This is a genomic window from Liberiplasma polymorphum (assembly GCF_043951795.1).
GTDB lineage: Bacteria > Bacillota_I > Bacilli_A > Izemoplasmatales > Izemoplasmataceae > Liberiplasma > Liberiplasma polymorphum.
Genome location: NZ_JBIOAG010000018.1, coordinates 1 through 25,893, shown reverse-complemented (window position 1 = coordinate 25,893; position 25,893 = coordinate 1). Strand labels below are relative to the sequence as shown.

The 25,893-nt window shown below is 31.9% G+C and carries 34 protein-coding genes and 1 riboswitch; of the genes, 13 read left to right on the top strand and 21 right to left on the bottom strand.

Going from position 1 to position 25,893, the window contains the following annotated elements; all coding sequences use genetic code 11:
- Positions 1-48: 48 nt before the first annotated feature.
- Both ACHAJD_RS05610 and ACHAJD_RS05605 read right to left on the bottom strand, forming a co-directional pair.
- Positions 49-744, bottom strand: a complete 696-nt coding sequence (locus tag ACHAJD_RS05610; RefSeq protein WP_435584889.1) for a GntR family transcriptional regulator — start codon at positions 742-744, stop codon at positions 49-51.
- Positions 734-1,474 (bottom strand): glucosamine-6-phosphate deaminase, encoded by a 741-nt coding sequence (locus ACHAJD_RS05605; protein ID WP_435584888.1) that lies wholly within the window; start codon positions 1,472-1,474, stop codon positions 734-736. The genes ACHAJD_RS05610 and ACHAJD_RS05605 overlap by 11 nt, the downstream gene beginning before the upstream one ends.
- A gap of 182 nt (positions 1,475-1,656) precedes the next feature.
- Between ACHAJD_RS05605 and ACHAJD_RS05600 the strand changes: the two genes are divergently transcribed.
- The 4 genes from ACHAJD_RS05600 to ACHAJD_RS05585 are packed head-to-tail and all read left to right on the top strand — an operon-like array spanning position 1,657 to position 4,411.
- The gene (locus ACHAJD_RS05600; protein ID WP_435584887.1) at positions 1,657-2,100 is read left to right on the top strand and encodes a PTS sugar transporter subunit IIA; all 444 of its coding nucleotides are present in this window, start codon (positions 1,657-1,659) and stop codon (positions 2,098-2,100) included.
- A 1-nt stretch (position 2,101) separates the two neighbouring features.
- Complete coding sequence (locus tag ACHAJD_RS05595; RefSeq protein ID WP_435584886.1) at positions 2,102-2,374, top strand: PTS sugar transporter subunit IIB; 273 nt, start codon at positions 2,102-2,104, stop codon at positions 2,372-2,374.
- Positions 2,375-2,408: 34 nt separating this feature from the next.
- Complete coding sequence (gene ulaA / locus ACHAJD_RS05590; protein WP_435584885.1) at positions 2,409-3,671, top strand: PTS ascorbate transporter subunit IIC; 1,263 nt, start codon at positions 2,409-2,411, stop codon at positions 3,669-3,671.
- Positions 3,671-4,411, top strand: a complete 741-nt coding sequence (locus tag ACHAJD_RS05585; RefSeq protein ID WP_435584884.1) for an SIS domain-containing protein — start codon at positions 3,671-3,673, stop codon at positions 4,409-4,411. Before ulaA ends, ACHAJD_RS05585 begins: the two co-directional genes overlap by 1 nt.
- Positions 4,412-4,439: 28 nt before the next feature.
- On the opposite strand, the gene nagA is transcribed toward ACHAJD_RS05585, so the two are convergent.
- The 7 genes from nagA to ACHAJD_RS05550 form a co-directional block, all read right to left on the bottom strand.
- Positions 4,440-5,567, bottom strand: a complete 1,128-nt coding sequence (gene nagA / locus ACHAJD_RS05580) for an N-acetylglucosamine-6-phosphate deacetylase (RefSeq protein WP_435584883.1) — start codon at positions 5,565-5,567, stop codon at positions 4,440-4,442.
- A 4-nt stretch (positions 5,568-5,571) separates the two neighbouring features.
- Positions 5,572-5,898 carry a P-II family nitrogen regulator gene (locus tag ACHAJD_RS05575; RefSeq protein ID WP_435584882.1) on the bottom strand — a complete coding sequence of 109 codons (327 nt, stop codon included), beginning with the start codon at positions 5,896-5,898 and terminating at the stop codon, positions 5,572-5,574.
- Entirely contained in the window at positions 5,891-6,223 is a 333-nt protein-coding gene (locus tag ACHAJD_RS05570; RefSeq protein ID WP_435584881.1) for a hypothetical protein, read from the bottom strand. Before ACHAJD_RS05570 ends, ACHAJD_RS05575 begins: the two co-directional genes overlap by 8 nt.
- Before the next feature lie 82 nt (positions 6,224-6,305).
- Positions 6,306-7,208, bottom strand: coding sequence for a phosphatase PAP2 family protein (locus tag ACHAJD_RS05565; protein WP_435584880.1), 903 nt, complete (start codon positions 7,206-7,208; stop codon positions 6,306-6,308).
- 93 nt (positions 7,209-7,301) lie between these two features.
- Positions 7,302-8,012, bottom strand: coding sequence for an alpha/beta hydrolase (locus ACHAJD_RS05560; protein ID WP_435584879.1), 711 nt, complete (start codon positions 8,010-8,012; stop codon positions 7,302-7,304).
- A 35-nt stretch (positions 8,013-8,047) separates the two neighbouring features.
- Complete coding sequence (locus ACHAJD_RS05555) at positions 8,048-8,602, bottom strand: GNAT family N-acetyltransferase (RefSeq protein WP_435584878.1); 555 nt, start codon at positions 8,600-8,602, stop codon at positions 8,048-8,050.
- Positions 8,595-9,182, bottom strand: a complete 588-nt coding sequence (locus ACHAJD_RS05550; protein WP_435584877.1) for a TetR/AcrR family transcriptional regulator — start codon at positions 9,180-9,182, stop codon at positions 8,595-8,597. Before ACHAJD_RS05550 ends, ACHAJD_RS05555 begins: the two co-directional genes overlap by 8 nt.
- A gap of 131 nt (positions 9,183-9,313) precedes the next feature.
- On the opposite strand from ACHAJD_RS05550, the gene ACHAJD_RS05545 reads away from it, so the two are divergent.
- Positions 9,314-10,201, top strand: a complete 888-nt coding sequence (locus ACHAJD_RS05545) for an ABC transporter ATP-binding protein (protein WP_435584876.1) — start codon at positions 9,314-9,316, stop codon at positions 10,199-10,201.
- Entirely contained in the window at positions 10,194-10,994 is an 801-nt protein-coding gene (locus ACHAJD_RS05540) for an ABC transporter permease subunit (RefSeq protein ID WP_435584875.1), read from the top strand. The genes ACHAJD_RS05545 and ACHAJD_RS05540 overlap by 8 nt, the downstream gene beginning before the upstream one ends.
- A 40-nt stretch (positions 10,995-11,034) precedes the next feature.
- On the opposite strand, the gene ACHAJD_RS05535 is transcribed toward ACHAJD_RS05540, so the two are convergent.
- The 3 genes from ACHAJD_RS05535 to ACHAJD_RS05525 form a co-directional block, all read right to left on the bottom strand.
- The gene (locus tag ACHAJD_RS05535) at positions 11,035-11,886 is read right to left on the bottom strand and encodes an aminoglycoside 6-adenylyltransferase (protein WP_435584874.1); all 852 of its coding nucleotides are present in this window, start codon (positions 11,884-11,886) and stop codon (positions 11,035-11,037) included.
- Between the two features lie 8 nt (positions 11,887-11,894).
- On the bottom strand, positions 11,895-12,371 hold the full coding sequence (locus ACHAJD_RS05530) for a methylated-DNA--[protein]-cysteine S-methyltransferase (RefSeq protein WP_435584873.1): 477 nt from the start codon (positions 12,369-12,371) through the stop codon (positions 11,895-11,897).
- Positions 12,372-12,437: 66 nt separating this feature from the next.
- Positions 12,438-12,674, bottom strand: a complete 237-nt coding sequence (locus tag ACHAJD_RS05525) for a hypothetical protein (protein ID WP_435584872.1) — start codon at positions 12,672-12,674, stop codon at positions 12,438-12,440.
- Positions 12,675-12,846: 172 nt separating this feature from the next.
- Between ACHAJD_RS05525 and ACHAJD_RS05520 the strand changes: the two genes are divergently transcribed.
- The gene (locus ACHAJD_RS05520) at positions 12,847-13,137 is read left to right on the top strand and encodes a hypothetical protein (RefSeq protein ID WP_435584871.1); all 291 of its coding nucleotides are present in this window, start codon (positions 12,847-12,849) and stop codon (positions 13,135-13,137) included.
- A gap of 78 nt (positions 13,138-13,215) precedes the next feature.
- Positions 13,216-13,509, top strand: coding sequence for a hypothetical protein (locus ACHAJD_RS05515; RefSeq protein WP_435584870.1), 294 nt, complete (start codon positions 13,216-13,218; stop codon positions 13,507-13,509).
- Here ACHAJD_RS05515 and ACHAJD_RS05510 read toward each other — a convergent pair.
- The 5 genes from ACHAJD_RS05510 to ACHAJD_RS05490 form a co-directional block, all read right to left on the bottom strand.
- A complete protein-coding gene (locus ACHAJD_RS05510; RefSeq protein ID WP_435584869.1) occupies positions 13,502-14,110 on the bottom strand; it encodes an alpha/beta hydrolase in 609 nt (202 codons plus the stop codon). The two genes, ACHAJD_RS05515 and ACHAJD_RS05510, sit on opposite strands and share 8 nt — an antisense overlap.
- Entirely contained in the window at positions 14,107-14,709 is a 603-nt protein-coding gene (locus ACHAJD_RS05505; protein ID WP_435584868.1) for a flavin reductase family protein, read from the bottom strand. Before ACHAJD_RS05505 ends, ACHAJD_RS05510 begins: the two co-directional genes overlap by 4 nt.
- Complete coding sequence (locus ACHAJD_RS05500) at positions 14,684-15,646, bottom strand: ring-cleaving dioxygenase (protein ID WP_435584867.1); 963 nt, start codon at positions 15,644-15,646, stop codon at positions 14,684-14,686. The genes ACHAJD_RS05505 and ACHAJD_RS05500 overlap by 26 nt, the downstream gene beginning before the upstream one ends.
- Before the next feature lie 114 nt (positions 15,647-15,760).
- Positions 15,761-16,813, bottom strand: a complete 1,053-nt coding sequence (locus ACHAJD_RS05495; RefSeq protein WP_435584866.1) for a PTS sugar transporter subunit IIC — start codon at positions 16,811-16,813, stop codon at positions 15,761-15,763.
- Positions 16,814-16,877: 64 nt separating this feature from the next.
- Positions 16,878-17,807, bottom strand: a complete 930-nt coding sequence (locus tag ACHAJD_RS05490; protein WP_435584865.1) for a GGDEF domain-containing protein — start codon at positions 17,805-17,807, stop codon at positions 16,878-16,880.
- Between the two features lie 207 nt (positions 17,808-18,014).
- On the opposite strand from ACHAJD_RS05490, the gene ACHAJD_RS05485 reads away from it, so the two are divergent.
- The 5 genes from ACHAJD_RS05485 to ACHAJD_RS05465 all read left to right on the top strand — a co-directional run bounded on the left by ACHAJD_RS05485 (position 18,015) and on the right by ACHAJD_RS05465 (position 22,674).
- Positions 18,015-18,230 carry a FeoA family protein gene (locus ACHAJD_RS05485; protein WP_435584864.1) on the top strand — a complete coding sequence of 72 codons (216 nt, stop codon included), beginning with the start codon at positions 18,015-18,017 and terminating at the stop codon, positions 18,228-18,230.
- On the top strand, positions 18,230-19,963 hold the full coding sequence (locus tag ACHAJD_RS05480; RefSeq protein ID WP_435584863.1) for a FeoB small GTPase domain-containing protein: 1,734 nt from the start codon (positions 18,230-18,232) through the stop codon (positions 19,961-19,963). The genes ACHAJD_RS05485 and ACHAJD_RS05480 overlap by 1 nt, the downstream gene beginning before the upstream one ends.
- An 80-nt stretch (positions 19,964-20,043) precedes the next feature.
- A riboswitch (SAM riboswitch) is annotated at positions 20,044-20,142 on the top strand.
- A gap of 76 nt (positions 20,143-20,218) precedes the next feature.
- Positions 20,219-21,214, top strand: coding sequence for a methionine ABC transporter ATP-binding protein (locus ACHAJD_RS05475; RefSeq protein ID WP_435584862.1), 996 nt, complete (start codon positions 20,219-20,221; stop codon positions 21,212-21,214).
- Positions 21,201-21,848 carry a methionine ABC transporter permease gene (locus ACHAJD_RS05470; RefSeq protein ID WP_435584861.1) on the top strand — a complete coding sequence of 216 codons (648 nt, stop codon included), beginning with the start codon at positions 21,201-21,203 and terminating at the stop codon, positions 21,846-21,848. Before ACHAJD_RS05475 ends, ACHAJD_RS05470 begins: the two co-directional genes overlap by 14 nt.
- A gap of 13 nt (positions 21,849-21,861) precedes the next feature.
- Positions 21,862-22,674 (top strand): MetQ/NlpA family ABC transporter substrate-binding protein, encoded by an 813-nt coding sequence (locus ACHAJD_RS05465; RefSeq protein ID WP_435584860.1) that lies wholly within the window; start codon positions 21,862-21,864, stop codon positions 22,672-22,674.
- Between the two features lie 57 nt (positions 22,675-22,731).
- On the opposite strand, the gene ACHAJD_RS05460 is transcribed toward ACHAJD_RS05465, so the two are convergent.
- From ACHAJD_RS05460 to ACHAJD_RS05445, 4 genes are all read right to left on the bottom strand, one after another.
- Complete coding sequence (locus tag ACHAJD_RS05460) at positions 22,732-23,610, bottom strand: anti-sigma-I factor RsgI family protein (RefSeq protein WP_435584859.1); 879 nt, start codon at positions 23,608-23,610, stop codon at positions 22,732-22,734.
- 65 nt (positions 23,611-23,675) lie between these two features.
- On the bottom strand, positions 23,676-24,203 hold the full coding sequence (locus tag ACHAJD_RS05455) for a GNAT family N-acetyltransferase (RefSeq protein ID WP_435584858.1): 528 nt from the start codon (positions 24,201-24,203) through the stop codon (positions 23,676-23,678).
- Between the two features lie 11 nt (positions 24,204-24,214).
- A complete protein-coding gene (locus ACHAJD_RS05450) occupies positions 24,215-24,868 on the bottom strand; it encodes an AAA family ATPase (protein ID WP_435584857.1) in 654 nt (217 codons plus the stop codon).
- 89 nt (positions 24,869-24,957) lie between these two features.
- Positions 24,958-25,812, bottom strand: a complete 855-nt coding sequence (locus tag ACHAJD_RS05445) for an SPL family radical SAM protein (protein ID WP_435584856.1) — start codon at positions 25,810-25,812, stop codon at positions 24,958-24,960.
- Positions 25,813-25,893: the final 81 nt, after the last annotated feature.

Here is a 25,893-nt window from a genome sequence, read left to right as displayed (position 1 = left end):
AAATGTTTTACTTTATCCCCCACTGACCAATAAAAAAAGAGTTAATTGTTATTTATAACTCTTAACAATCAACTCGTATTGTTCACTATTTTTATAAGATTCTGAATATTCAAATACCCTACCATCTTCTAAATATCCGGTTAACTCAACAAATATGATTGGTGTTTGTGCATCAACATCTAAATATTCTAAATACGCTTCTTTTGCAAATGTGGCTTTAAGTTTTTGCTCTGCACTAACAATTTTAAGGCCTAAAACATCACTTATATATTTATAGATTGATCCCTCTACAACTTTTTCTGTTAAAGGGATTAAGTCTTTTGAAAAATAAGATTCATCAATAATAAGTGGAACATTATTTTTCTTACGTAAACGAACAATTTTATAAACAGATGCGCCTTCTTCAATTTGCAACTTTTGAGCGATAACTTTGGATGCTTTTTGTAAAGAATATTCAATAAGTACATTTTGAACTTTCCCACCGGCAGCCTCAACTTCTTTGGTAAAACCGGTAAACATATCGAGATTTTTATACAACTTCTTATCTGTTGTAAAGGTCCCCACATTACTTACACGATAGACTTTATTTTGTGCTACAAGACAATCAATTGACTTTCTAACTGTCATCCTAGACATATTATACATTTTTGCGAGCTCACGTTCAGAAGGAATCAACTCATTATGTCCCATGTTTTCAATTTTCTCTGATAGTATATCAACTAACTCAAGATATTTAGGTTTCATCTTTACACGACCTCTTTACAAGTTTGGCAGCATCTTTGTCTAGTAGAACTAAACAATTTGGATGCTCTCTTAATATACTTGCGGGATTATCTTCGCAAATATCGCCATATAACATATTATATACCGCTTCTGCCTTATGTAAACCCCTTGCGACTAAAATAATACGTTTTGATTGCATAATTGTATGAATTCCCATAGTAACAGCATATTTAGGGACTTCATCTATTGAACTAAAAAACTTATTATTATCTTCTCTAGTCGATTCATCAAGTGTAATTTTATGTGTTTTAGAATCAAAAGCGGTTCCTGGTTCATTAAATCCAATGTGTCCATTAGTTCCAATACCGAGAAATTGGACATCAATCCCTTCTTCTCGTTCGATTAACTCATCATAACAAGCGTAATCAATGTTAGATCCTGTTGGCGGAAAATGTGTTTGATTATCTGGTAAATCAATTCCGTTAAATAAATGATGTTTCATAAACGATTTAAAGGTTTGAGGATGATTTTCATCAATATCAACATATTCATCTAAATTAAAGGTGTATAGATGTTGAAATGATTGATGATTCTTGATACTACGTTCAATAATGGACTGGTATACATCTATAAAAGTTGATCCTGTTGCTAAACCAATATTTACACGGTTATCCTGACTAATAACTTCAAAAAATAAATCCGTCAAATATATAACGAGGGCTTCATCATGAGAAAAAACTTTGATATTCAAATTATCTTACCTCCAATCACATTGGTATATACCATATTATATGACTTATCCTAATATTTTGTCAAGTTTTCTGTAATTTTTTACTACAAATACTGACTAATTATTAATGACTAATAAAATATTTGACAATGATTTTGAATGATAATATAATAATATTAATCGTGGTATACACCACATGGGAGGTGAATATTATCAACAAAATACAAAAAAAGCATATGCAGATTGTAGATGAACAACCTGATTATAAGGCCGCAATAAAGTTGGCTGCGAAACCTTTAATCGATGATAATTTAATAGAATCACCTTATGTTGACGCTGTACTAAAGGCAATTAAAGATCTTGGGCCATACATTTGTTTAGCAGATGATTTTGCACTACCTCATGCAAGACCAAGTGAACATGTTAAGGAAACGTCATTAAGTTTACTCATTATTAAAAAGGGGGTTGATTTAGAAGGAAATAGAGTTAAAGTTATGGTATTTTTAGCTGCAAAAGATAGCTTATCGCATCAAAAAGTGTTACAAAAATTAGCTAATTTCTTAATGGAACCAGATAATATTCAAGACCTAATTAAATGCAATGATGTAGATGAAATTAAGGCTTTACTAGAAGAAAGGTGGAATTAAATTGAAAATTTTAGCGGTTTGCGGGTTCGGAGTAGGGTCATCTATGATCTTAAAAATGACTATATTAAAAGTGTTGAAAGATTTAGGAAAAGAAGCAGAAGTAATTAACACCGATATATCAGATGCAAAATCATACAAAGCTGATGCTATATTTACATCACCTGATTTTGTAAGTGATTTAAAGGATCGTGTCAAAGTAGACCTTTATCCTATTAAAAAATATGCGGATAAAGAAGAAGTAAAAGCACAACTAGAAAAACTATTTGCAAAATAAAAACTAAAAAAAAGAAGAGGAGATTTTTAAATTTATGGAGTTTTTAGAATCTGTATTGTTTGCAATTATTAATTTCTTTAGAAACCCACCATTCTTATTAGGATTTATCGCAATCGTTGGTTTAGCTTTACAGAAAAAACGCATTGATGAAATACTTAAAGGTGGTTTCCTAGCTGCGTTTGGTATGTTCATCATTCAAATTGGTGTAGATGTTTTAGTTGGTGCAATCTTACCACTTAACATTTTATATCAAGGAATTTATGGAGATCCTGATGCAGCAGGTATGGGTGTATCAGCGTTTACAGAAACTTATGGTGCAGATGTTGGTCTTGCAATGATTGTGGCATTTGTGATTCATATACTTATTGCAAGATTTACGAAAATTAAAACAATATTCTTAACTGGACACTTCCTATGGTGGATGCCGTTTATTTTTGTAGCTATAGGTGTTGGTGCAGGATTCACTGGATTTGGACTTATTATTTGGGGTGCTATTTTATCAGCACTATATTGGTCATTTATGCCTTGGTTCTTACGTCCTTTCGTAAGAGATGTTATCGGTGACGACTCATTTACATTAGGACATCCTTCAGGATTCTTAGCACTTGTTTCAGGTGGAATCGCACGTTTAGTTGGAAATAAAGAAAAATCAACTGAAGATCTTAACTTACCTAAAGGTTTATCATTCTTTAGAGAAGTTTCAATCTCTGGTGCATTTGTAATTACAATCGCATTTATTATTAGTGGACTAATTTTAGGTGGTTATGCAGATGCAGATCAAACATTAATACCTTATTCTATTATGCAAGGACTTCAATTTGGTGTTGGATTAATTATCTTACTCCAAGGGGTACGTATGTTGGTTAACGAAATTATTCCAGCCTTCCAAGGGATTAGTGAAAAAGTCGTTCCTGGTGCACAACCCGCTTATGACTGTCCATTATTATTTACTTATAAACCAAATGCAGTATTAATTGGCTTTGTTATAGCAATGATTATCTCTACAACTTTAATCATTTTAGCAAACTCATTCAACTTATTTGGCGTAATGCTAATTCCTTTAATCATTACAAGTTTCTTTGAATGTGGGACAGCTTCTGTTATTGCAGAAGGTCAAGGTGGGCTTCGCGGTGCAGTAATAGGTACTGCAGCAAGTGCTATAGTCATGGTAGTACTTCTTGGATTAAGCCTACATTACTTCGCACCAACCATTCAAGACTGGATGCTAATATTCGGTGGTAACGATATGAGTTTATGGGGTATTGTTACAGGCTTCATTGCTAACTTATTCGGATAATGCCATCTTACAAAACATACTTTGACCACATTCACGCATTACTAGATACCGTATTAGAAAAAGAACAAGCTTCTATTGAAAGTGCAATAAAATTGTTATTTGAAGCTACTAAAAGTAAAAATAATTTATTTGTATTCGGTGCATCTCATGCTGGTATTATCGCTTCAGAACTCTTTTACAGAGCTGGTGGTTTAGCAACAATCAACCCAGTTGATGCGCCTTCATTAAATCTTTCTGTTAGACCGATTACACATACATCAAAAATGGAAAGACTTGAAGGTTATGGTACGTTACTCGCAGAGAAAACCCCATTTGAGCCTGGCGATGTTTTAATTGCACATTCAGTATCTGGTAGAAACACAGTCATGATCGATTTCGTACTAGCCGCTAAAAATAAAGGGGTTAAGGTAATCGCACTGACTAACCTAAATTATTCAAAAAGTGTTAAAAGCCGACACCCTAGTAATAAACGTCTTTTTGAGTTAGCAGATATCGTCATTGATAATCATGGTGATATTGGCGATGCGTCCGTTAAATTCGATGATTTAAGCCAAAAAGTAGCCCCAACAAGTACAGTTGTTGGCACAACTATTATGAATAGTATTGTTGTGGGTTTAGTAAACGAACTCTTAAATGCTGGTTTAGATGTTCCTATCTTCTTTAGTGCAAACTTAGATGATGGGGATGCGCATAATCAAAAAATTTTCAAGCAGTATAAAGCAAACATTTTCTACCTTTAGTCTATTAAAAAAGTGATGCCTCCGGGCATCACTTTGTTTTTTCGTAAAGAATTTCTCCATTAACCATCGTTTTCACGACATTAAATTGATCATCTAAAAACACCAAATCGGCAATATTGCCTTTTTTTATTTCACCAATATCGGTTAAGCCTAGTTGTTTAGCTGGATTTAGACTTAAATATTTTGTTAATACTCTTAAATCTTTTTCAACATAATCGTTCATGTTCTTAAGTGCTTGATTCATAAATAATGTACTCCCTGCAAGGGCGTTATCTGTCGTGTAAGCAATCTTGTCTTTAACCTTTACTTCTTGGCCACCTAAATCATAAACGCCATCTTTTAAGCCTTTTGCTCTTATAGAATCTGTGACTAATGTTATGTTATCTTGTTTAACTTTATGTAAAAGTTTTAGCGTATCATATGATAAATGAATGCCATCTGCGATTGCTTCACACATACAATCATCAGTTAATAATGCCATTCCTGTTAACCCTAGTTCTCTATGGTGAATTTGTGGCATTGCATTAAAACAATGCGTAACACGTTTAATACCTAAATTATAAGCATGTTTAAAATCTTCTGAATTAGATGCTGAATGCCCCATAGAGACAATAATATTTTGATCAACTAAATACTTTAGAAATGCTTCATCTTGAACTTCTGGTGCTAAAGTTACTAATTTTATTAATTGATTACTTTCTTGTTGAAACTGATCAAATAGTTCTTTAGTCCCTTTGATAATATAGTTTTCATTTTGAGCGCCTTTATAAGCTTTGTTTATAAACGGACCTTCTAAATGAACACCTAATAACTTAGCATGGTTGCAACTAGTGTGCCCTATAACTCTTAATGCCTTATTAATTGATTTGACATCTTGTGTCATGGTTGTCGCTAAAAATGAAGTAGTTCCTTCTTTTAGCAAGTTTAAACTGATTCTTTTAATACCTAAAGCATTTGCATCCATAAAATCATCAGATGCAGTCCCATGAATATGCATATCAATAAAGCCACTCATAACAGTTAATCCTTTTAAAGAAACACCGTCAATTGGCTTTGTTATTTGTCCAAAATCTTTAATTCTATCTGTTTCAATTTCGATAAATCCTTTTTCTATCACTTCGTTTGGTGTAACGATTCGTACATCTTTAAATAACATAAAATCATTCCTCTTTATCGGTGATTTTACTAATGCCTACGACATCATCTAAATCCACAACAAAAAGTATTCCTCTTCCAGGTTTATCAAGTTCTACCGCATTTCTAATGCCTTCTGTAACCTTTTTAGTTTTTGTTGCTTCAACAACTGTGATTACAAGTTCTTTTTCAGGTTCAATGAACATACCAAATATTTTTTTAATCTCAGCATCACTTGTGCCTCTACCATGAAGAATTGTTCCACCTTGCGCGCCATTTCTTCTTGATGCATCAACAACATCAGAACCTAATCCTCTTTTTGTAACTGTAATAATACATTGATACTTACTCATGGTTTTCCCCCCTAAAAGAAAGTAGTGAATTTAAGGCATGATTCATACTTATTTCTAATAAGATTCCTGTGTTTTTACGCGTTAATTGTCCGGTTTTAATAAATGCCTCTTTAACGTTAAATACACAATCACTATCAACAATACACAAAATAACATCACGTTCTGGATCATAGGTAAGTCCCATTAATGATTCAAACATTGCAGGATTAACTGTCCCATGTCCACGTAAAATAAGGGCTTCTTTTAATCCCACCTCATAACCAGCTTTAATCATTTTTTTTGCATAACCTTTTTTAATAATTGTAACGAGTAGTTTTGAAGACATAAAACCCTCCTAAGACAATTTATACCTTATTATATCATAATAAAAAAGATGCTAGTAATACATAACTAACATCTTACTTAACTCAAAAATTAAAACGTTTAAATACCCAAGGATACGCTCCGAATCCAACAAATGCCACTAAGAAGTAGCGTACAAAATCAAACAAGTTCTTAACAACACCCTCATTCCCTTGAATAATTAATCCAAACAATTGACCAAAGACTGTTAATACTAATATCATAGAAATTAACCCTAGTACATATCGAATAACCTTCTTAGAATACGGGATATCTATAGTAAACTTGACATAACGTTTTTCAAATATAACCCCTGCGATAAATCCAATTAATATCGCATACCCTTTAAAGAAATCATTAGCCGATGCGCTCGTCATTAAAAAGATAAACGCGGGTAAGAATATCGCTGCTATAATAAAATAAAAACGATGTAACTGTTGTTCATTTTCTTTATATTTATCAAAGAAATAATACATCACAACCGCAATAGTGATTCCGATAACCGCACCAGCAACAACATCTTGAATATAATGAACCCCTAAATACATACGGCTTAACATCATTAAAATCGTAATGATAATCGAAGTAATTAATAAACCTTTTACCTTACTAAAAAAGGCAATAGAAAAGAAAAATGTACTACTTCCTTGAACATGACCACTAGGCATCGAGTGTCCGGAAGAAGTTCCAGGACGCTTGTTTATGACCTCGCTAGATTCTGTAAATGGTCTTGGTGATTCAAAAAATTCTTTTGCGACATTATTAAATGTAATACTTGCACCAAGCGTAATCCCTAAAAATTCACCAAATCTTTTATTTAGTGTCCAATAGACAAGTCCGATAACTGCAATATAAAAATATTCTTCACCTAAAAAAGACACTGCGTTAAAAAATAAGTCGAAAAACCAGTTTTCTAGGCTTTGAAGCCATAATACTATATCAAGTGGTAATGTGCTTTGTACAAACATATTTGCCTCCATTTTTTTCTTTTATCATACCTAAAAGCCAGCCTTTTAACAAGCAAAACTAACTTTATTTTCCTTTATCAAAAAGTCCAAAAATTATTCTCTTATAAAATCTTTGATCAAATCAACAGTTTCTTCATGCTGTACATCTCGTGATATGGTTACTTGACCATCTCCTCTTTGATTACCATAATAACCAAAATTCGCATGATTTCCACCTTTAATTTCTATAAAAACTGTCTCACTTGGCAATAAAGTCTTTGTATCGTTATAATTATCACGATTTAAGACATTATCAAATTCAGCTGTAATAGAAAGCACTCTTATATCAAAACCGCTTAAATCTTGACTACTTGCTGGATATGAACCTAAAAAGATTAAAGCATCTAGTTGATCTGCAACAAAGGATAAACTAGCCCCTCCTAAAGAGTGTCCAATCCCAATCCATTCTAATGCACTAGGATGATCTTCTTTAATTTCAGAAATTACATCACGATTTAATATTGCTAAATTCAAGGGCATTTTAGGTAAAAACACTCTGAATCCTTCTTCTTGAAGTAAATAAGCTAATATCAAATACGACTCTGTTTGGACTAAACCACCTTGATAAATAACAATATTAGCTTCATAATTATCCGGTTCCAAAATATAAACACCGTTTTCTAAACGTACCAGGTCAAGATTACGTACATCTTTTGCATCAGGCAATGCTTCATACGTAAATATCATTATAATCATAAGACCAATCAAACTAACAAGTAGTAAGATTGATAAGCCTCTTAATATCCATTTATAGGGTTTATGCACGGTATCACCTCAATTTCTATTATAGCAAAATCAAATCATTCCTTATTGTTTGATACTTCTATAATTCTTTTGGCCATAAAAATATCCGGTTTATTAGGGCCATTTGCATCTGGAATTACACCAACAATTTTATACCCCATTTTTTCATAAAATGTAAAAGGATGATTACTTAAGTTTTTAATAGATTCAATATGTTTAAACGTATCAATAAATAAATCAACTTTGCTTAAACTAGTTCTAAAATGTTCATCATCAGTCCCTAAATATATTACAACCCCACCCTGTGATGCGACCGCTTCTTCTAAAGATGCCATCAGTTTTTTTCCAATACCCTTCATACGGTAATTATCATCAACTACTAAAGGATGAAGTTCCCAACCAGTAAGTCCGTACTGAGGTCTAGCACTAACGATACCTACTACTTTATTTGCTTCTTTATAAACAAGTGTAACATAATCATTTTCAAGTAAACTATTTGCTTCTTCTAAAGACGTTTCATCTTCTCCATAACACCAAGGAAATGCGCTTTGTAATAACTTAGCTACTTCATTAAGACCATCTTTATCTACTTTTCTTAATTTTTCAATCATTGTGCTTTCCTCCTATACCATAAAAGAATAAATAAATTAAATCTCTTAACATTTTTGTGTTTTGTAATGTTGTTTTATCTCTTAAATGACTAAATAATCCAATGTAAACCAAAATAGATTCTATAGCTATATCTTCTTTAATGACATTCGCTTCTTTACCTTGATTAATTAACGCTTTAAAAGCAGGGATGGTTCTATTTATTGTATAGGTTTCGATAATTTCTGATATAAAACTATCAGTAGTGTCATACATTTTAGTTAAAAAGTCATCATGCATATCTTTTAATGCTTCTAGTTCAAATTGTATAATTTGCTTAAACTTTTCTCTAATGTCTAAATCATTATCCTTAACAATGGTTTCAACTTTGCAAGTGTAGTCTTCAATTAAATCTTTTATTACTTCATGAAACAAGTTTTCTTTACTATTAAAATAGTTATAGATAGAAACTTGAGATACCTGTGCTTCTTCAGCAATTGCCTCAATTTTGGTCTTTTTAACCCCGTTTAATTTAAACAATTTAAGTGCTGTTTTTTTAATGATATATTTCTTAGCTTCTGTTCTACGTTCAAATCCATTCATACTATCACCTAGAATTATTATATAATTGTTTTGAAATATTATCAAACATATATTTCAAATCTAATTGACAACTAAGACAGTAAATATTAAACTACATTTATAAGCATACTTATCTAAAACGGAGGTTCAAAATGATAGTAGTTAAGAATTTAACAAAGTCTTATGGTCTAAACAAAGGTGTTTTTGATTTAAATTTTACCGTAAAAAAAGGAGAAGTGTTTGGCTTTTTAGGTCCTAATGGTGCAGGTAAGACGACAACTATTAGACACTTATTAGGATTTATAACGCCTCAAGAAGGAGAAGTAACCATTGATGATAAACATTGTTTTAATGACGCTAGTATCATCCAAAAAAACTTAGGGTACATCTCCGGTGAAATTGCTTTTATTGATTCTATGAAGGGCATAGAGTTTTTAAAACTCATGGCTGCTTTACGCAATCTAAATGATTTCACAAAAATGCATGAGCTCATCAATTACCTAGAACTAGACCCATCAGGTTACATCAAGAAGATGAGTAAAGGCATGAAACAAAAATTAGCCATTGTCGCCGCCTTTATGCACAATCCAGAAATATTAATATTAGATGAACCTACAAGTGGATTAGACCCTTTAATGCAAAGTAAATTCATCACATTAATTAAAAAAGAAAAAGCATTAGGTAAAACCATCCTAATGTCTTCCCATAATTTTGAAGAAATCGAGCGAACCTGTGATCGTGCTTTAATTATTAAACATGGAAATCAAGTCGCCCTAAAAGATATAAAAACCCTTAAAGATATGCAAAGAAAAATTTATCTTGTTTCATTAAAAAATAAGAAAGACTTAGAAATATTGACACAAAACGGATTAGATGTAGTTAATCAAAATGGTTTAACCTTAGAAATTCAAGTAAGTGGTGACCCTAACCATTTAATTGCATATTTATCTAAATGCGAGTTAACTAGCTTAGATATAAAACAACAATCATTAGAAGAGATATTTATGGATTATTATAAAGAAGGTGAATCTAATGAATAAAGCTTTATTTATTGCAAATATAAAAAGCACCTATAAAATTTGGATTATATTTTTCCTAATTTTATTCATGTATAATAGTATAACGCTTAGTATGTTTGACCCTGATTCTACTGCAGAAATGCAAGCACTATATGATATGATGCCTGAAGCAATGATGAAGGCGTTTGGATTTTCCATCTTTGATCCGACTTTATTAGGTCATATGGCAAGTTTCTTCTATGGATTTATCATTATTTTATTCCCACTTATTTATACAATTATGCTTAGCTATAAACTTGTTGCTAAATACGTAGATAGTGGTTCGATGGCTTTCTTACTTTCATCTCCAAATACAAGAGGAAAGGTAATTATCACACAAATAATCACTTTATTAAGTAGTATTATTTTGTTGCTTCTAAGTGTAATAGCTGTTGGCGTTACTTTTAGTATTATATTATTTAGTGGATTACTTGATATAGGTGGTTATTTACTACTTAATTTAGGGGCCATCCTATTATATTTTGCCATTAGTGGTATAACATTCTTTTGTTCAACCTACTTTAATGAGGGTAAAAATGCTTTGATGTTTGGAATCGGAATTCCGGTTGGCTTTTTCTTAGTGAATATGTTACGCAATGTAGATGAACAACTTAATTTCTTAAGGTTTTTTACAATTTATACACTTTATGATAATCAATTAATCCTTCAAAATAGTTCGATTATTTGGTTTCATTTCTTAGCTTTATTTGCAATTGGAGTAATTTGTTATTTGCTAAGTATAAAGATTTTTAAAACAAAAGATTTAACCCTATAAAAAAAGAGGATTTCAAATAGTTTCATTTGAAATCCTTTTTCTATAAGTAATCTTCTGTTAGTTTATGTATATAATCAATGATTGATTCGTGTACTGTTTCATCATAATCATATCTTAATACAAAAGAAACTTTCAAAGCTATCTCGTTTGCTAACTCTAAACAATTATATAAACTACTTAAAATCTCGTCGTAATCCTTAATAGAATACGTGCTTATAAAACGTAAATAAAGTGTTATAGGTAACAACTCTTTATAACGTTTACAATTTTTTCCAACACTAACATTAAAACTAAACTGTTCTGCGATATACCAATCTAGTAATCCTTTTAAACAATTTCTCACAATGTTTAAATGATCTACCGCATAAACAAACTCGTCTCTAATGATGCCTTTTACTACGTATAAACTTACCCAGTAAAGTTCATTTAAACATGAATCAAATATTGCTTTACTCGGTTTTTCAACAAAATAACTCGATTCATTAGGTGTAATTGGATGTTTTATTAATGTGTCCTTATCCAGTAAAATCATAGACAATGAGTCTTCGTTTAAATCATCATGAACGTGTAAAATGTCTCTAATGGTTAAATCTATTCGATTCCCATCATTAAACTGCATAAGATAAACATAATCCTTACTTTCGGGTACTGGATCAAAAATCATATCGTCTAAAGTTTGCATAATTAATCTTTCACCAAATACATCTATCCATTCACGGTCATTTGAAAATGATGCTATGTCTTTAACATAATATACAATATCAAAATCTTGAAGAGAATCTTTTTCAATATTTGGGTTAACTCTTGAACCATTCATCATGACCAATCGAATGTTTGGATTTTCATTGGCAACGTTTAAAATTAAATCTGTCATCTCTTGCTCGGTTCTCATATAGCCTCCTAAAGCTCAATATTATGCGCATTTTTTTCAAGACCTAATAAATACTTTTTAATTTCAATATCGCTTGCAAACCCGCCCATTTTGTTATTTTTACCTATGACTCTGTGACAAGGCACAACGATCATTATCGGATTATTATGACAAGCTTGTCCTACTGCACGTGCTGCTTTATCTTTTCCAATCATTATAGCTATATCTTCATAGCTTCTGGTTTCACCATAAGGGATTTTCTCTAAAGCTTCCCATACTTTCTCTTGAAACTCTGTACCGCTTCTAATAAGCGGTAGGCTAAATGTTTTTAATTTACCATCAAAGTATAATGTTATCTGCTTGATTGCTTCCTTAATTAAAGGGGTTTCTTTCTGAATAACACGTTGATTTACTGGGCATCCCAATCCCATTTCAATGATTTTTTCATTATGTTCTAACACATACATCTGTCCAATTTTAGTTGGATAACAATATCCGTAAAGCATCTTATCACTTCCTATCCCTTTAATTATATCACTTTTTAAATAAACAAAAAATCTTCCGAAGAAGATTTATTGCTTATTTTGATTATCTTTGTCTTGTTTATCTATCAATCTATAATATATTGGTCGATATATCAAATACTGTAAGATAACCCAAGTTCCATAAAAAATAAATCCTTGTAATACATACGTGAAAAAATTAGTGCCTTCTACAACTATAGACCACATAACTAAGACTATTGTAGTTGCAAATAATCCAGAAACCCATATACGAATGTGTAATTCTTTACTTCCTCTTTTTTTCATCTAATCACCACTTATAGAGTATCATATGTTACTGTATTTTTGAAATATTTCTTTCCTAAACATCTGATTATTTGCCTATAGATTAAAGCATATTATACGCTATAAGGTTTGTCATTAGAATGTTCACCTTAATCATGTTATAATTAATTAATAAAAACTTATGGAGGCAATTATGGAACAAGTACAAACGATAATTTTCGGTCTTATTAGTGGCGTTATCGGTTATGGAATTAGTTTTTTACTTAGTAAAATCCATCACTTAATGGCTTTTTTCATACCAGTTGCATTCACACTTTTAAGTGGTTTATTGTTTTTCGCTACTTATTTTGGTGATTATGGATGGGGTGCACTTGTATTATTAATTTATGCACTGTTGACTGCTGTTATTGCGGGGACTAATTGGATTGCTTCAACGATTTTATATGTTTCAATTAAGAAAAAAGCCAATAGAAATACTTCATAGGAGTGTTTCTATTTTTATTATTATTTTATAATGCTATAATAATCTTTAAATATATTGAAAGTAAAAGAGGGGTTTTTAATGAACGAGTTCTTACCTATTATAATATTGTTTTTAATTGCTACAGGACTTGGTGCACTAGGCTATGTTATAAGTAGAGCACTTAGTAAAAATAACATTTTGTTAGTCTTTATACTTCCTGTTGTCTTGACAATTATTAGTGCTTATTTGCTAATAACAGTTAGACTTGGAACTGGCGGTTTAGAATACTTAGGCTTAGTACTTATGGGCATTGTATTTGGCTTAGCCGCAATTGGTAACTGGATTGGTTCTATTGTACTTTTCATACAAAAAAAGAAAGAAATGACTAGCTAGTCATTTCTTTTTTATCAAACCACTCTTTTGCCTTAAATACTTCTTGTTCTGTTAATCGATGACCAAAGTTAAACCAAGAGATTTCCACATCGCCATTTGCATTGTTTAATAACTCAAATAGTTCTTCACTTTCTTTAACTGGACATATAGGATCGTTTGTTCCAGCCGTAATTAGAATCGAAGTCTTTTCTAGGGACGGGATTTCTATGTTTCTTAAAGGGACCATTGGATGTAACAATATTGCACGTTTTAATACATCTTTATAGTGAAAAAGTAAACTTGATGCAATGTTTGCTCCGTTTGAATAACCAACAACCGTTACATTTGCTCGATCAAAGCCATATTGATTAGATAAATCATCTAATAACTTATGTAATTTTTGAGTTCTATATTTAAGATCATCTTCATCGAACACGCCTTCACTTAAGCGCTTAAAAAAACGGTTTAAGCCATTTTCACTAACATCACCTCTTAACGAGAGTACATTCGCTTCATCATCAATATATTTAGCAATGTTTAATAAATCATTTTCATTACCACCTGTTCCATGGAGTAATAATAATGTGTGGTTATTGAACCCTTCTTTATAGATGTGAATCATACTGTTGGCCTCCTTAACTTAATTGTTTTACCTAGTGTGGTGTAGTCGTTTCCAGCTAATCTTCCAATCGGCGAAAGTTTTTCAATGTCAATTCTACCTTCTTCATAAATAGAATCCAAAATATGTATCCTCTCAATTCTACCAATAATCATATCTGCAGATTCAAATGTGACGATTTGATCAAGGGTGCATTCAAAAGCTACTTTTGCTTGTGCAATACGAGGAATAGCCAATAAATCATTATCTACTAATTTAAAAGAGGTTCTTTTAAGTTCACTTTCTAATGGTGGTAGATTTGCAGCTGTTTCATTGGTATCTTCTAGTATATCTTCTGTAACAACATGGACTACAAATTCTTTGCTTTCCATAATGTTTCTTGTTGTATCTTTTAAGCCGTTTTCTAAATGTTGAACTGTAAATGCAATCCTCGGAACTGGTTTAATAGAAACTAAATTAAAATAACTAAACGGTGCGATATTTATAATGCCTTCTTTGCCTTTTGTTAAAACAAGGGCAATTGGTCTAGGTAGTACGGTTCCTGTTAATAGTTTATATAGACTGTTTTTATCTAGTTCATTTGGATTTATGATTAAATTCATTGGCTTTAACCTCCCTAACGCTTATGGGTAATAAATGATTTTCAATTTCATCTTTTAACGCTTGATGGTGTTTAGGTATTTTTAAGGATGCGCCTAAGTGTTCGATCGGCTCATCAATTGTAAAACCAGGTTCATCTGTTGCGATTTCAAATAAAATGCTGCCAGGTTCTCTGAAATATACAGATTTAAAATAATTCCTATCAATAATAGGTGTTATCTTATAGCCTTTACTTAATAGCAATTCTCTTACTGTCTTTTGTGAATCTTCAGACGTTGTTCTAAACGCAATATGGTGAATAGTACCGACACCCATTTTTCCAAGCGACTCTTCTATTTTAAATATTTCTATTACATTTCCTAAAACGTTTTGAGTAATTAATCTAATTCTATTATCTGATTCAGCATCTACTTTAAACCCTAAGTATTCAGTTAATACGTGAACTGATTTTAACGGATTTCTTGAAGCTAGTGTTGCTCCTTCAAATCCCTTAATTGCTTCGTTTTCGGTAATACCATTGAAACTATATTGATTACGTTGTCCCTTTTCACTTTCAGTAAGTTCAATGATTAATCCATCATTATCTTGAAAAACTAAATAAGTTTGATTAAATCGTTTCTCTGTTTTGAAATTAATATCAAATGATTTTAACCTACTTTTCCAAAACTCCATAGCATTTACAGGGATTTTATACTGAACTGAAATCACTTGACCACTACCAACTTTGCCCTTTAATCCTAAAGGCCACGGAAAAAATGTAATTAATGTCCCTGGACCTCCTTCATAATTTCCAAAGTATAAATGATAGGTATAAGGATCATCAAAGTTCACGGTTTTTTTTACCATTCTCAGTCCTAAAACACCAGCGTAAAAGTCCACATTTTTCTGCGGATCAGACACGATTGCACTTATATGATGATTGCCATATGAAATATTCACAATATTCTCCTTGTAATAGTATAGGTATATTATACTTACTTTTTGTAAGTGAGTATAGTAAAACGCAAACAAAGTTGTGATTTCAGTATAAAAAAAATAAGCTGAAAACTCAGCTTATTCGTTCGTTTTTAATGATAAGTCGCCTTCTTTAATAAGACCTTTTTTTCTAAACAATGTATCTAATCCAAAAACCAGAACTATTGGCAATACAATATGTAGCACCAATATCATTAACCATACAGAACCACTACTTCCCATGGCTTGAATGGTTGCAAACTGCCCAATTCCAGCACTAGTTCCCATTCCACTACCTGTAAAGTCGGTCTGTATCTTAAATAGCATTGTACTTACTGGTCCTAAAATAGCAGAAACAATAATTGTAGGTAACCAAATTATAGGTTTTCGTAATATATTTTTAAACTGTAGCATGCTTGTACCAATTGCAACAGATATTACTGTACCAATATTATTATCTTTACGTGACATTACTGCAAATCCAATCATTTGAACAGCGCCACCAACAACAGCTGCACCACCTGCAATACCAGATAACCCTATCGAGATAGCAATTGCCGCACTTGATATTGGTGCAGTTAATGCCATCCCCATGATCACAGCAATGATTATACCCATAATAAATGGTTGATAAGTTGTTGCATGTTGTACAAAGTCACCAATTAAGCTCATCGTTGTCGCAACTGGAATACCGATGATTAATACAACACCAAATGCAATAAATGCACTAATTAAAGGTATTAATATAATATCTAGTGGGGTTTTCTTTCTTAATATTAAACGCAATCCCTCGATAGCAGCAATACTTGTTAAATAAGCGACAACCGGATCTGCACCAATATTAATATTAGTTAAATCGATTCCGTATGTAAATGCACTTAATAGAATAGGTAATGATGTCGCTATACCACCAGCAACAGCCCCTGCAATTAAACTTAAACCTTTTAAATCAAGACTCCAAGCAACACCGAGTCCAATCCCTATTCCCATAAATCCCATTAATGTTAAGCCTAAATGGAAAATTGGATCAAACCCTGTATAGATACCTATTTGTCTAATAATAACACCTATAATGAGTGTTGAAAATAATCCGTAAGCCATACCATTTAATGTTTTAATGAAGTAATTCAATACCTTAGTTCTTCTTTTCATCGTGTCCTCCATATAAAAAGCGATTTTAAAAATCGCTTTATTTTCTCACAAATTAAGGTATATTTCAAGTAATATCGTTAACTAGATAAATTTGACCACGACCCTGACTCTTCGCTTTATACATCGCACTATCACTCATGTCAAGTATATGTGCATAATCAACACATGTTGATGAGATAGGAACTATTCCAACCGCAGCGCTTATATCAAGTTTGATATCTTCGCATTCAAGGTTTTCAATTGTGGAAATGATTCTTTTAGCCCTATTTATAACCTTCTCCTCATCATGGTCCCATACATAAACAAAAAATTCATCTCCACCAAGACGGTAATAGATAACGTTTTTTTCCCAATTATTAATAAATGCATCCGCAATACATTTTAATACAGAGTTACCTGCTTTATGACCAAATTGATCATTGACCGATTTAAACCCATCGATATCAATAAACAATCCGTACCCACCTTGAATATTCTTTAACTTCTCAAAGTGCATTTTTAAAGTTTCTCGCGTAAACAATCCAGTTAGTTCATCTTGGTAAGCCTTTTTATAATAAGTAATTTCTAAAGGCGTCTTATCTGATACGCGGTGCACGCGACCATGAATTAACTCAGGCTTATCCTTATTAGTACTTAATACATAAAAGCCAACAGTCAACCAAAGAATATTTCCATCTTTCCCAACAGGAATAAATACATACAAATCTTCTTTGATACTATTGATTTTTGTGATTAAATCAATCGCAAAAGTTTTTTTACCCTCTATTTCAGCTAATGCATTATCATCAACGACATAGGTAAGTAACTCTTTAAAAGGCATCTCGATTTTATTTGGGAGTCCTATAGCTGTCGTATCGCCTTTAATAATATGAACAGTCATCGGTTTTTTTTGAAGATTAAAAACAAATTCAACATGTTTATCTTTTTTAAGTAAAATGTCATCAATTACATCAAGACCATAAGTCTTTTTTATTATGTCATAAGACGATTCCATAGAATCCCTCCTTAAAAACGCTTTCAAAAAATTATATCACAGCATTCAAACGCTTACAATAGTAAACCCCTTACATCTTTTTTCCTTTTAATTCTAGTTTATAGACTTATTTATAATTTTTATAATTTTTGTTGAAGTACACAAAAAGTTGTATTATAATTTTACTCGCAAAGGGATAGTTAATTTCATCAAGAAAGAGGCGATTTTATGTATTTATATTCAGGCAAGAAACAGCATAATTATATCCTTACGAATTGTCCAAAAGATCACCTATTAGAAGCGATTGGTGTGCGTGTTGGTTTAGAGGTTAAAATCATCACTAAACAACCTTTAGGGGGTCCTTTAGTTATAAGAATCAAAGAAAGAGATATCGCAATAGATAAAAACTTAGCCTCAGCAATATTAGCAAAGGCGATATCCTAATGAGTTGTCAAGAAATTACCCCACCTATAAAAGATCGTAATGAATTAAAAAAAGTTCTATTGATGGGGAATCCTAATGTAGGAAAAAGCGTTTTATTCAACCGCTTAACAGGATTAGATGTCATAACAGCTAATTATAGCGGAACGACGGTATCTTATCATGAAGGGGTCATGCGTTATCAAGGAGAAAAAGCACTCCTTATCGATGTACCAGGGACATACTCTTTAAAAGCAGTATCAAAAGCTGAAGAGGTTGCAACACGTATGCTAGATGATGGCGCTGATTTAATCATCTGTGTACTTGATGCAACTCATCTAGAAAGAAATCTACATTTAGCTTTTGATATACAAAAAAGAGATATCCCTATTATTTTTGTCTTAAATTTAGGGGATGTCGCCTTTCGTCGCGGACTAGAAATTAACAAGCATTTGCTATCAAAATATTTAAATGCACCTGTTATAGAAACGGTTGCAGTTAAAAGAATTGGAATTAACGAGTTAAAAAAAGCTATTTTTTCCGACAGTCCGAAAGTTAGTAATATTCATGTGGATAATTACAGTGAAAAATCAGAAGAAATTACTAATAATGTCGTTACAAACCGAGATGTTAAACTATCATTCCTTGAAAAGTTGGGCGATGCATCTATTAAACCTTTAACAGGGATTCCAATAGCAATAATCGTTATGACTTTGTTTATTTTATTTGTCGTTAGAGTTGGTGAATTCATTGTTGATGATTTACTAGCACCTTTACTAGAAAATTACTATATTCCTTTTATTGAAAACTTGGTCGCGAGATTTGTTCAACCCGGACTATTTTATAATGTATTAGTAGGTGAATATGGCTTATTAATAAAAATGATTGAGTGGCCAATTGCGGTTATATTACCGTTTGTTTTAATGTTTTATATTGCGTTTTCTTTTCTTGAAGATAGTGGCTATTTACCAAGACTTGGTGTTTTACTTGATTCTATTTTGCGTAAAATAGGCCTCCCTGGAAATAATATCATACCTTTTTTATTAGGGTATGGGTGCGCAGTTCCTGCTATTTTAAGTACGCGTGCTGTAAATAGTTCTAAAGAACGCGTTATTGTTGTAACATTAATCGCTATTGCTGTGCCTTGTACTGCACAAACAGCGGCACTTATTGTGTTATTAGGTAGTCAGTCAATTGGCGCTTTGATATTTGTTTATAGTCTTTCGTTTCTAACAATAATTTTAATTGGATTGCTACTAAATAGACTAATTAAAGGTAAAAGCAGTCCTTTAATTTTAGAAATACCTAATCTATTAATGCCGGATTTACGTTCACTTAGTAAAAAAGTATGGGTTAAAATGAAACATTTTATAATTGAGGCACAAGTTCCAATGTTTATTGGGATATTGGTTGCATCATTGGCTGTAGAAACTGGTGCTTTAGAAACATTCGGCGTTTGGATGGAACCATTAGTGGTAAGATGGTTAGATTTACCTAAAGAAGCAAGCCTTTCATTAGTATTAGGGATTATCCGTAGAGAATTAGCTGTTGTTCCTTTGCTTGAAATGAATCTAACAACAATACAATTAATCACTGGGTCTGTTGTTGCGTTATTTTATTTACCTTGTATTTCTGTATTAGTCGTATTATTTAAAGAATTCAAGTTTAAAGTAACCTTACTTATTACATTATCAACTTTTCTAACCGCTTTTATCATGGGTGGTTTAGTAAGAATAATTTTAAACTTAATTATGTAATATTTATTGAAAACATTTACATTAGATATTTCTTTGACATTTATTTATATCTATAATAAAATCGTTTTAAATGTAACGGATATTCATTAAGAGCTGTGGAGGTCAGATAACCTTTGAAGCAGCAGCAACCTATTTAATTAGGTGCTTTTATCGAGGGGCCAAAAGCCTAGCAATGGATGTTAAAATTCAAAATTTAACAGTGCTTTCATTGCGAATGCACTGTTTTTTTTTATTCTTAAAAAGGAGGTTTTATCTATGATTAAATTTACAAATGTATCTAAAGAATTTACAGGAAAAACTTCCTCTATTCATGCTTTAAATAACGTTTCGTTTAGTATCAAGCCAAATGTCATTCACGGGATTATTGGTTTGAGTGGTGCAGGTAAAAGCACTTTAATTCGAATCATAAATCAATTAGAGCGTCATGATGATGGGGAAGTTAGTGTTTTTGGTTATGATGATATCAAGCGACTCAATAAGGAGTCTACACGAATGCTTAGGCGAAAAATCGGGATGATTTTTCAAAACTTTAATTTACTAGAAAGTAAAACCGTTAAAGAAAATATATTGTTTCCTTTAAGGGCTACAAGAAAAATTAATCAAGATGATCATGAAAAAGTTTTAAAATTAATTGGTGATGTTGGATTAAAAGGCTATGAAAATCAATATCCTAGTCAACTATCCGGCGGTCAAAAGCAACGTGTTGGTATTGCTAGAGCTTTAATAAATGACCCTGAGATATTACTTTGTGATGAACCGACAAGTGCCCTTGATCCATTAACAACCAAAAGTATATTATCCTTAATTAAGTCAATAAAGTATTCAAGAAACTTAACGGTTGTCATTGTCACACACGATATGCATGTTATAAAAGAAATTTGTGATGAAGTCACTGTTATGCATTATGGTGTTCCTGTTGAAGTAGGACGCGTAGATGACATTTTATTTCAACCCAAACATGAAGTGACTAAAGAACTTGTTCATTTGATTGGCTTTAATGTCGAAGATATTGCATCTCAGTTTAGTAATTTACCTAATTTAACAGTATTAAAGTTCCCTAAACATTTAACAAGTGAAAATTTATTAAGCTTTTATGTACAGCGATATGATATTAGTTTTAATATCCTATTTGCAAACATATCTCCAAATACCGAAGGTTTAATGCTTGTAAGTATGGATGGAAAAGATATTGAAATAACTAAAAAGGCACTTATAGAAAAAGGAGTAGTGATTATTAATGATCGACTTTGATACTTATTTAAATGCGTTTAATGAAACGCTATATATGACGATTATTTCTACATTATTCGTGTTTGTGTTTGGGCTTATTTTAGGTATTTCACTCTATGTTACAAGTAAAGATGGCCTTATTCCAAATCATGGCATTTATGCAATTTTATCAGTCATTACTAGTATTGGAAGGAGTATCCCGTTTCTTATACTAATCGTTTTATTACTACCACTTACTCGTATTATTGTTGGAACAATTTTAGGACCAAGTGCAGCGATTCCGGCATTAGTCATTGGGGCTACACCATTTTATGCTCGCTTAGTTGAATTAGCGCTATTTGAAAAAGGCAAGGAACTTAAAGAAACTGGTATTTCATTTGGCGCAACAAACTTAACTATTATCTTAAAAATACTCATTCCTGAATCAAAAGCTTCACTGATAAGGGGAATCACAGTTACAGCCATAGCTATCACAGGTTACACCTCTATTGCTGGAGCAATCGGTGCAGGTGGCTTAGGAAACTTAGCTTATCTTTATGGGTATGCTAGAAACCGTCAGCAAGTGACACTTATAGCGACTTTCTTAATTGTAGCGCTTATTTTAATAATTCAATTAATCGGTGATGTAACCGTAAAAAAACTCACACACAAATAAAAGGAGAAAAATAATGAAAAAACTATCTATCTTAGCAATATTGTTAATCGCAACGTTCACATTAAGTGCTTGCGGAAAAAAAGATGTCATTAGAATCGGAGCAACCCCTGTTCCACATGCAGAAATATTAGAGTATGTTCGTCCAATTTTACTAGAACAAGGATTTGAATATGAAATTGTCGTATTTACTGATTATGTTTTACCGAACGTCGCTTTACAAAGTGGCGATATTATTGCTAACTTCTTCCAACATATCCCTTACCTTAACTTACAAATTTCAGAACACAACTATGATTTCGTCTCTGTTGGCGGTGTCCATGTAGAACCAATTGGGTTATATAGTAAAAAGCATGCTTCGTTAAATGATTTTTCTAACGAAGTTCAACTCATAATTTCAAATTCACCTTCTGATCGTCCTAGACTTTTAGGATTACTTGTAGAAGCAGGATTAATAACTTTAAATAACGGAGTCACGAATGCAGATATCGTTGCCTCAAGTATTAATGCATTACCAACATTATTTACATCTGAAAAAGTCATTACATTTACCGAAGTAGATGCTGCACAGCTTTACAGCAACTATAACAACACCTCGGGTGATGCAGTATTAATCAATGGTAATTATGCATTAGATAACGGATTAAACCCATTAGAAGATGCTTTAGCAATCGAAGGTAGTGGTTCTTTATTTGTTAATGTATTAGTTACAACATCAGCTAATAGCGAAGATCCATTTATTCTTGCTTTGATTGCAGCTTTACAATCAGAAACTGTTCAAAATTGGATCAAAGAAAATTACGGTGGTGCTGTCGTACCAGCAGCATAATAAAAAAACCCTTCACTTTTATAAAAAATAGTGAAGGGTTTTTATTATAAACTTTGATTAAGGTCTAGGAATTCTGTCTTCAAATTGTGAACGTCTATCTTGGTGTTCTTGTTCAATTAAGTCACGAATCGCTTTAGCTTGTTCAACTAAATCTGAAACAACATCATTTAATGCATCTTTCATTTCTTGTTGCAATGCTTCAAGTTCTGCTTCTAATTCTTCTGTTGGTTCTTCATTAGCAACTGCTTCTTCGATTTGTGCTTCTAATGCTTCAATTTGTGGCAAGTATTCTTCAAAAACTTCTTGCTTAGCCGCTAAAAAGTCATCTTTTAATGCAATGGCATATTCAGATACTTTTTGACCATGTTCTCTTACTTGTTCAACAAGTTCAGTTGTGTCCATTTCTACAGCTTCATCCATTGTTAATTCTGGATTAGCATATAAAGCTTGTTGGACTAAACGATATTCTCTAGCTGTTAATCCTTTTTGTTGTGCTTCAGCGATAAAATCTTCATCATAAGCTCTTTGATTTACTTGAACAGGGAGTTCTCTTGCTTCAAAAGCTTTGCTTAGCCCTGTTTCGACTTTAGCACGAGCAGCATTTTCAATTGCTACATCTTTGCCTATAACTTCGATTTCAATTACTGTTTCAACTTCCGGATCAATAAATCCTAGATTTCCTGCTTCTTCAATAATCATTTCAAGTGCTTGTTCAACACCGTGTCCAACTACATTAAGGTTAAATAACAAGATTTCTCCATCTTCATTTAACGCATTGATTAAAATAACATTGTCCTCTTCATCAATAATAAAGGATACAGCAGGATTCATATCCATTGTAATATATGTACTTGTTGGTTCAGCTTCGGTTTTTGACGTACATGCCGCTAAAGTAAGCACTAAAAATAACATACTTGCAAACATAAATTTTTTCATCTTAAAAGCTCCTTTGACTATTAAACAATTACCAAGGAGAATTTGTTGGGATTCATTGAAAAGATTTATATGTTAAATCCTAGTTCAACTCTTACTTCTTTATTTTCAATATCATTATTACTATAGCAAGTACTATCAAAACCGATTAGTTTAAACCCTTGAGAACGATAAAAATCAATCGCTTTAGTGTTACACGTTTGCGTTTCTAATATAATTGATCTTGCACCTAGTTCTTTTGCGAACTTCTTGGCTTGATTCATTAATGTTTTCCCGATTCCATGTCTTCTATATTGGATATCAATTAATAATTCTGTGACTCTTAAGCGTTTACTCCAACTGTCAAAGTTAACTTCTAGTACGCCCACAATCTTTTCATCAATAAAATACCCATATGCTGTAGGGTTTTCTAGATAAGGTTGAAATAGTTTACTATCAAATGTTTTTTTAATAGGTGAGTCAAATTTTTCTTTCGTGAAGATTACAGTAAATTGATTGTCTTCTTCATTTATACTTACATCATAATACTCTATAGTTTCATAAGCAAAATGAAGTGGATAGTCTTTATATTTTTCTTTAGATAATGGTTTAATCATAAATTTACTCCTTAAATTAGTTTAAAATGCTTTTCTACAATTTCTATACGTTTTAAAAAGTCTGTGTTTTCATGTCTTGTATGTGTAAAGAAGCCGCTTTCAAGCGCTTGATTTCTTTCAATAGTCCCAATGATTTCAGCTACTTTTAAAACATTGTTAATTGCTTCATCAGGATCTTTTGTTTCACGTTTTATACAAACTAACATATCGTTTTTATCTTCACGACCAAAATATTCTTTTTGAATTAAATCATTTTCAGCAAGTAAAAATATAACTCTATGATAATCTGATATACGTTTAAATAAATCGACATCACGGTGAATATCTACAACAATTTTCTTGTCTGTTTGGGATGCTATTTCGAGTAAATCTACAATAATAAAATCCATTTCTTCTTTTTCAGCTTTAATAAGCCACTCTGCTTGTTTTTTAGCATCGCGCATAAAATAATCTTCCCATCCTAAAAAAGGCCGGTTCATATTAGGCTGTGATACCTCATCACTTATTTTTCTATGATTCCAATACTCACTATCTGCGCTGTAAAAATACATATCATGTTTTTCACTTAATGCTTTAGCCATTGATGATTTACCACCACAGTTTGTGCCGGCAATAAAATAGACGTTTTCTAACTTTTTCTTAATGATATTATCTTTAATTTCCATTTTTATTCTCCTTTGTTTGGGTTTAGTTGTATAAACAAAGGGTTATCGGATTTTAATTGGCCTACAATCAAATTTCATATCATTACTCCTTAAAATAGTGTTTGTTGTTCGGTTGAAGATGCTTTGAATAGTTTCCAAATCGTATCGTGTTTATGTAATATACCATAAGCGTCACACGTGTCTTCAAATACTTTTTGTAATCTTTTAGCGTTTGGACTATCACAAATGTACTTATCTTTAAATGTTTTTATATACTGATCTTTAAGTCCGGGGAAGAACTGAACGAGTTGATTATAAAAATAATCTCTGCTTCCTTCTCGCATGGTTGTGCCTATACCAAATGATACAATAAAAGTTACTTTCGCTTGTGCAGCTTTTTTAACAATCTCTATTATATTTTCTTCATTATCGGTAATAAACGGTAGTATCGGTGTCATCCATATACCTGTAGTAATACCATGAGATGAAAATATTTTTAACGCTTCATAACGTTTCGAAGGTAATGTTACATGTGGTTCGATTTTTTTTGCTAGTTCATCATTGGTTGTCGTTATGGTTAGTTGTACTATGGCTTTATGATTGAAATTTATTTCCTTATATAAATCTAAATCTCTTAACACTAGATTACTTTTCGTCAATACTGAGATACCAAATCCATATTTCTTTACTAATAATAAAGCTCCACGCATCAATAAAATATCTTTTTCAATATGCACATAAGGATCACTCATTGCACCTGTTGTTAATAGTGTCTTTTTTCGTTTACGTTTGAGTTGGTTTTCCATGATAATTAGTGCATCTTTTTTAACGGTAATATTATCAAAATCACCCACCTGATAGCATGTACTCCTAGAATCACAGTAAATACAACCGTGTGTACATCCACGGTAGAGATTAAAATTATGGTTGGATTGTATGATGCTTTTGGCTTCAATATATCTCATAATGACTCCTCATTTACAAATATTATTATACCGTAAAAAAACTAGATAAAAAGAAAAACTGTAGCCTTTTTAGGACTACAA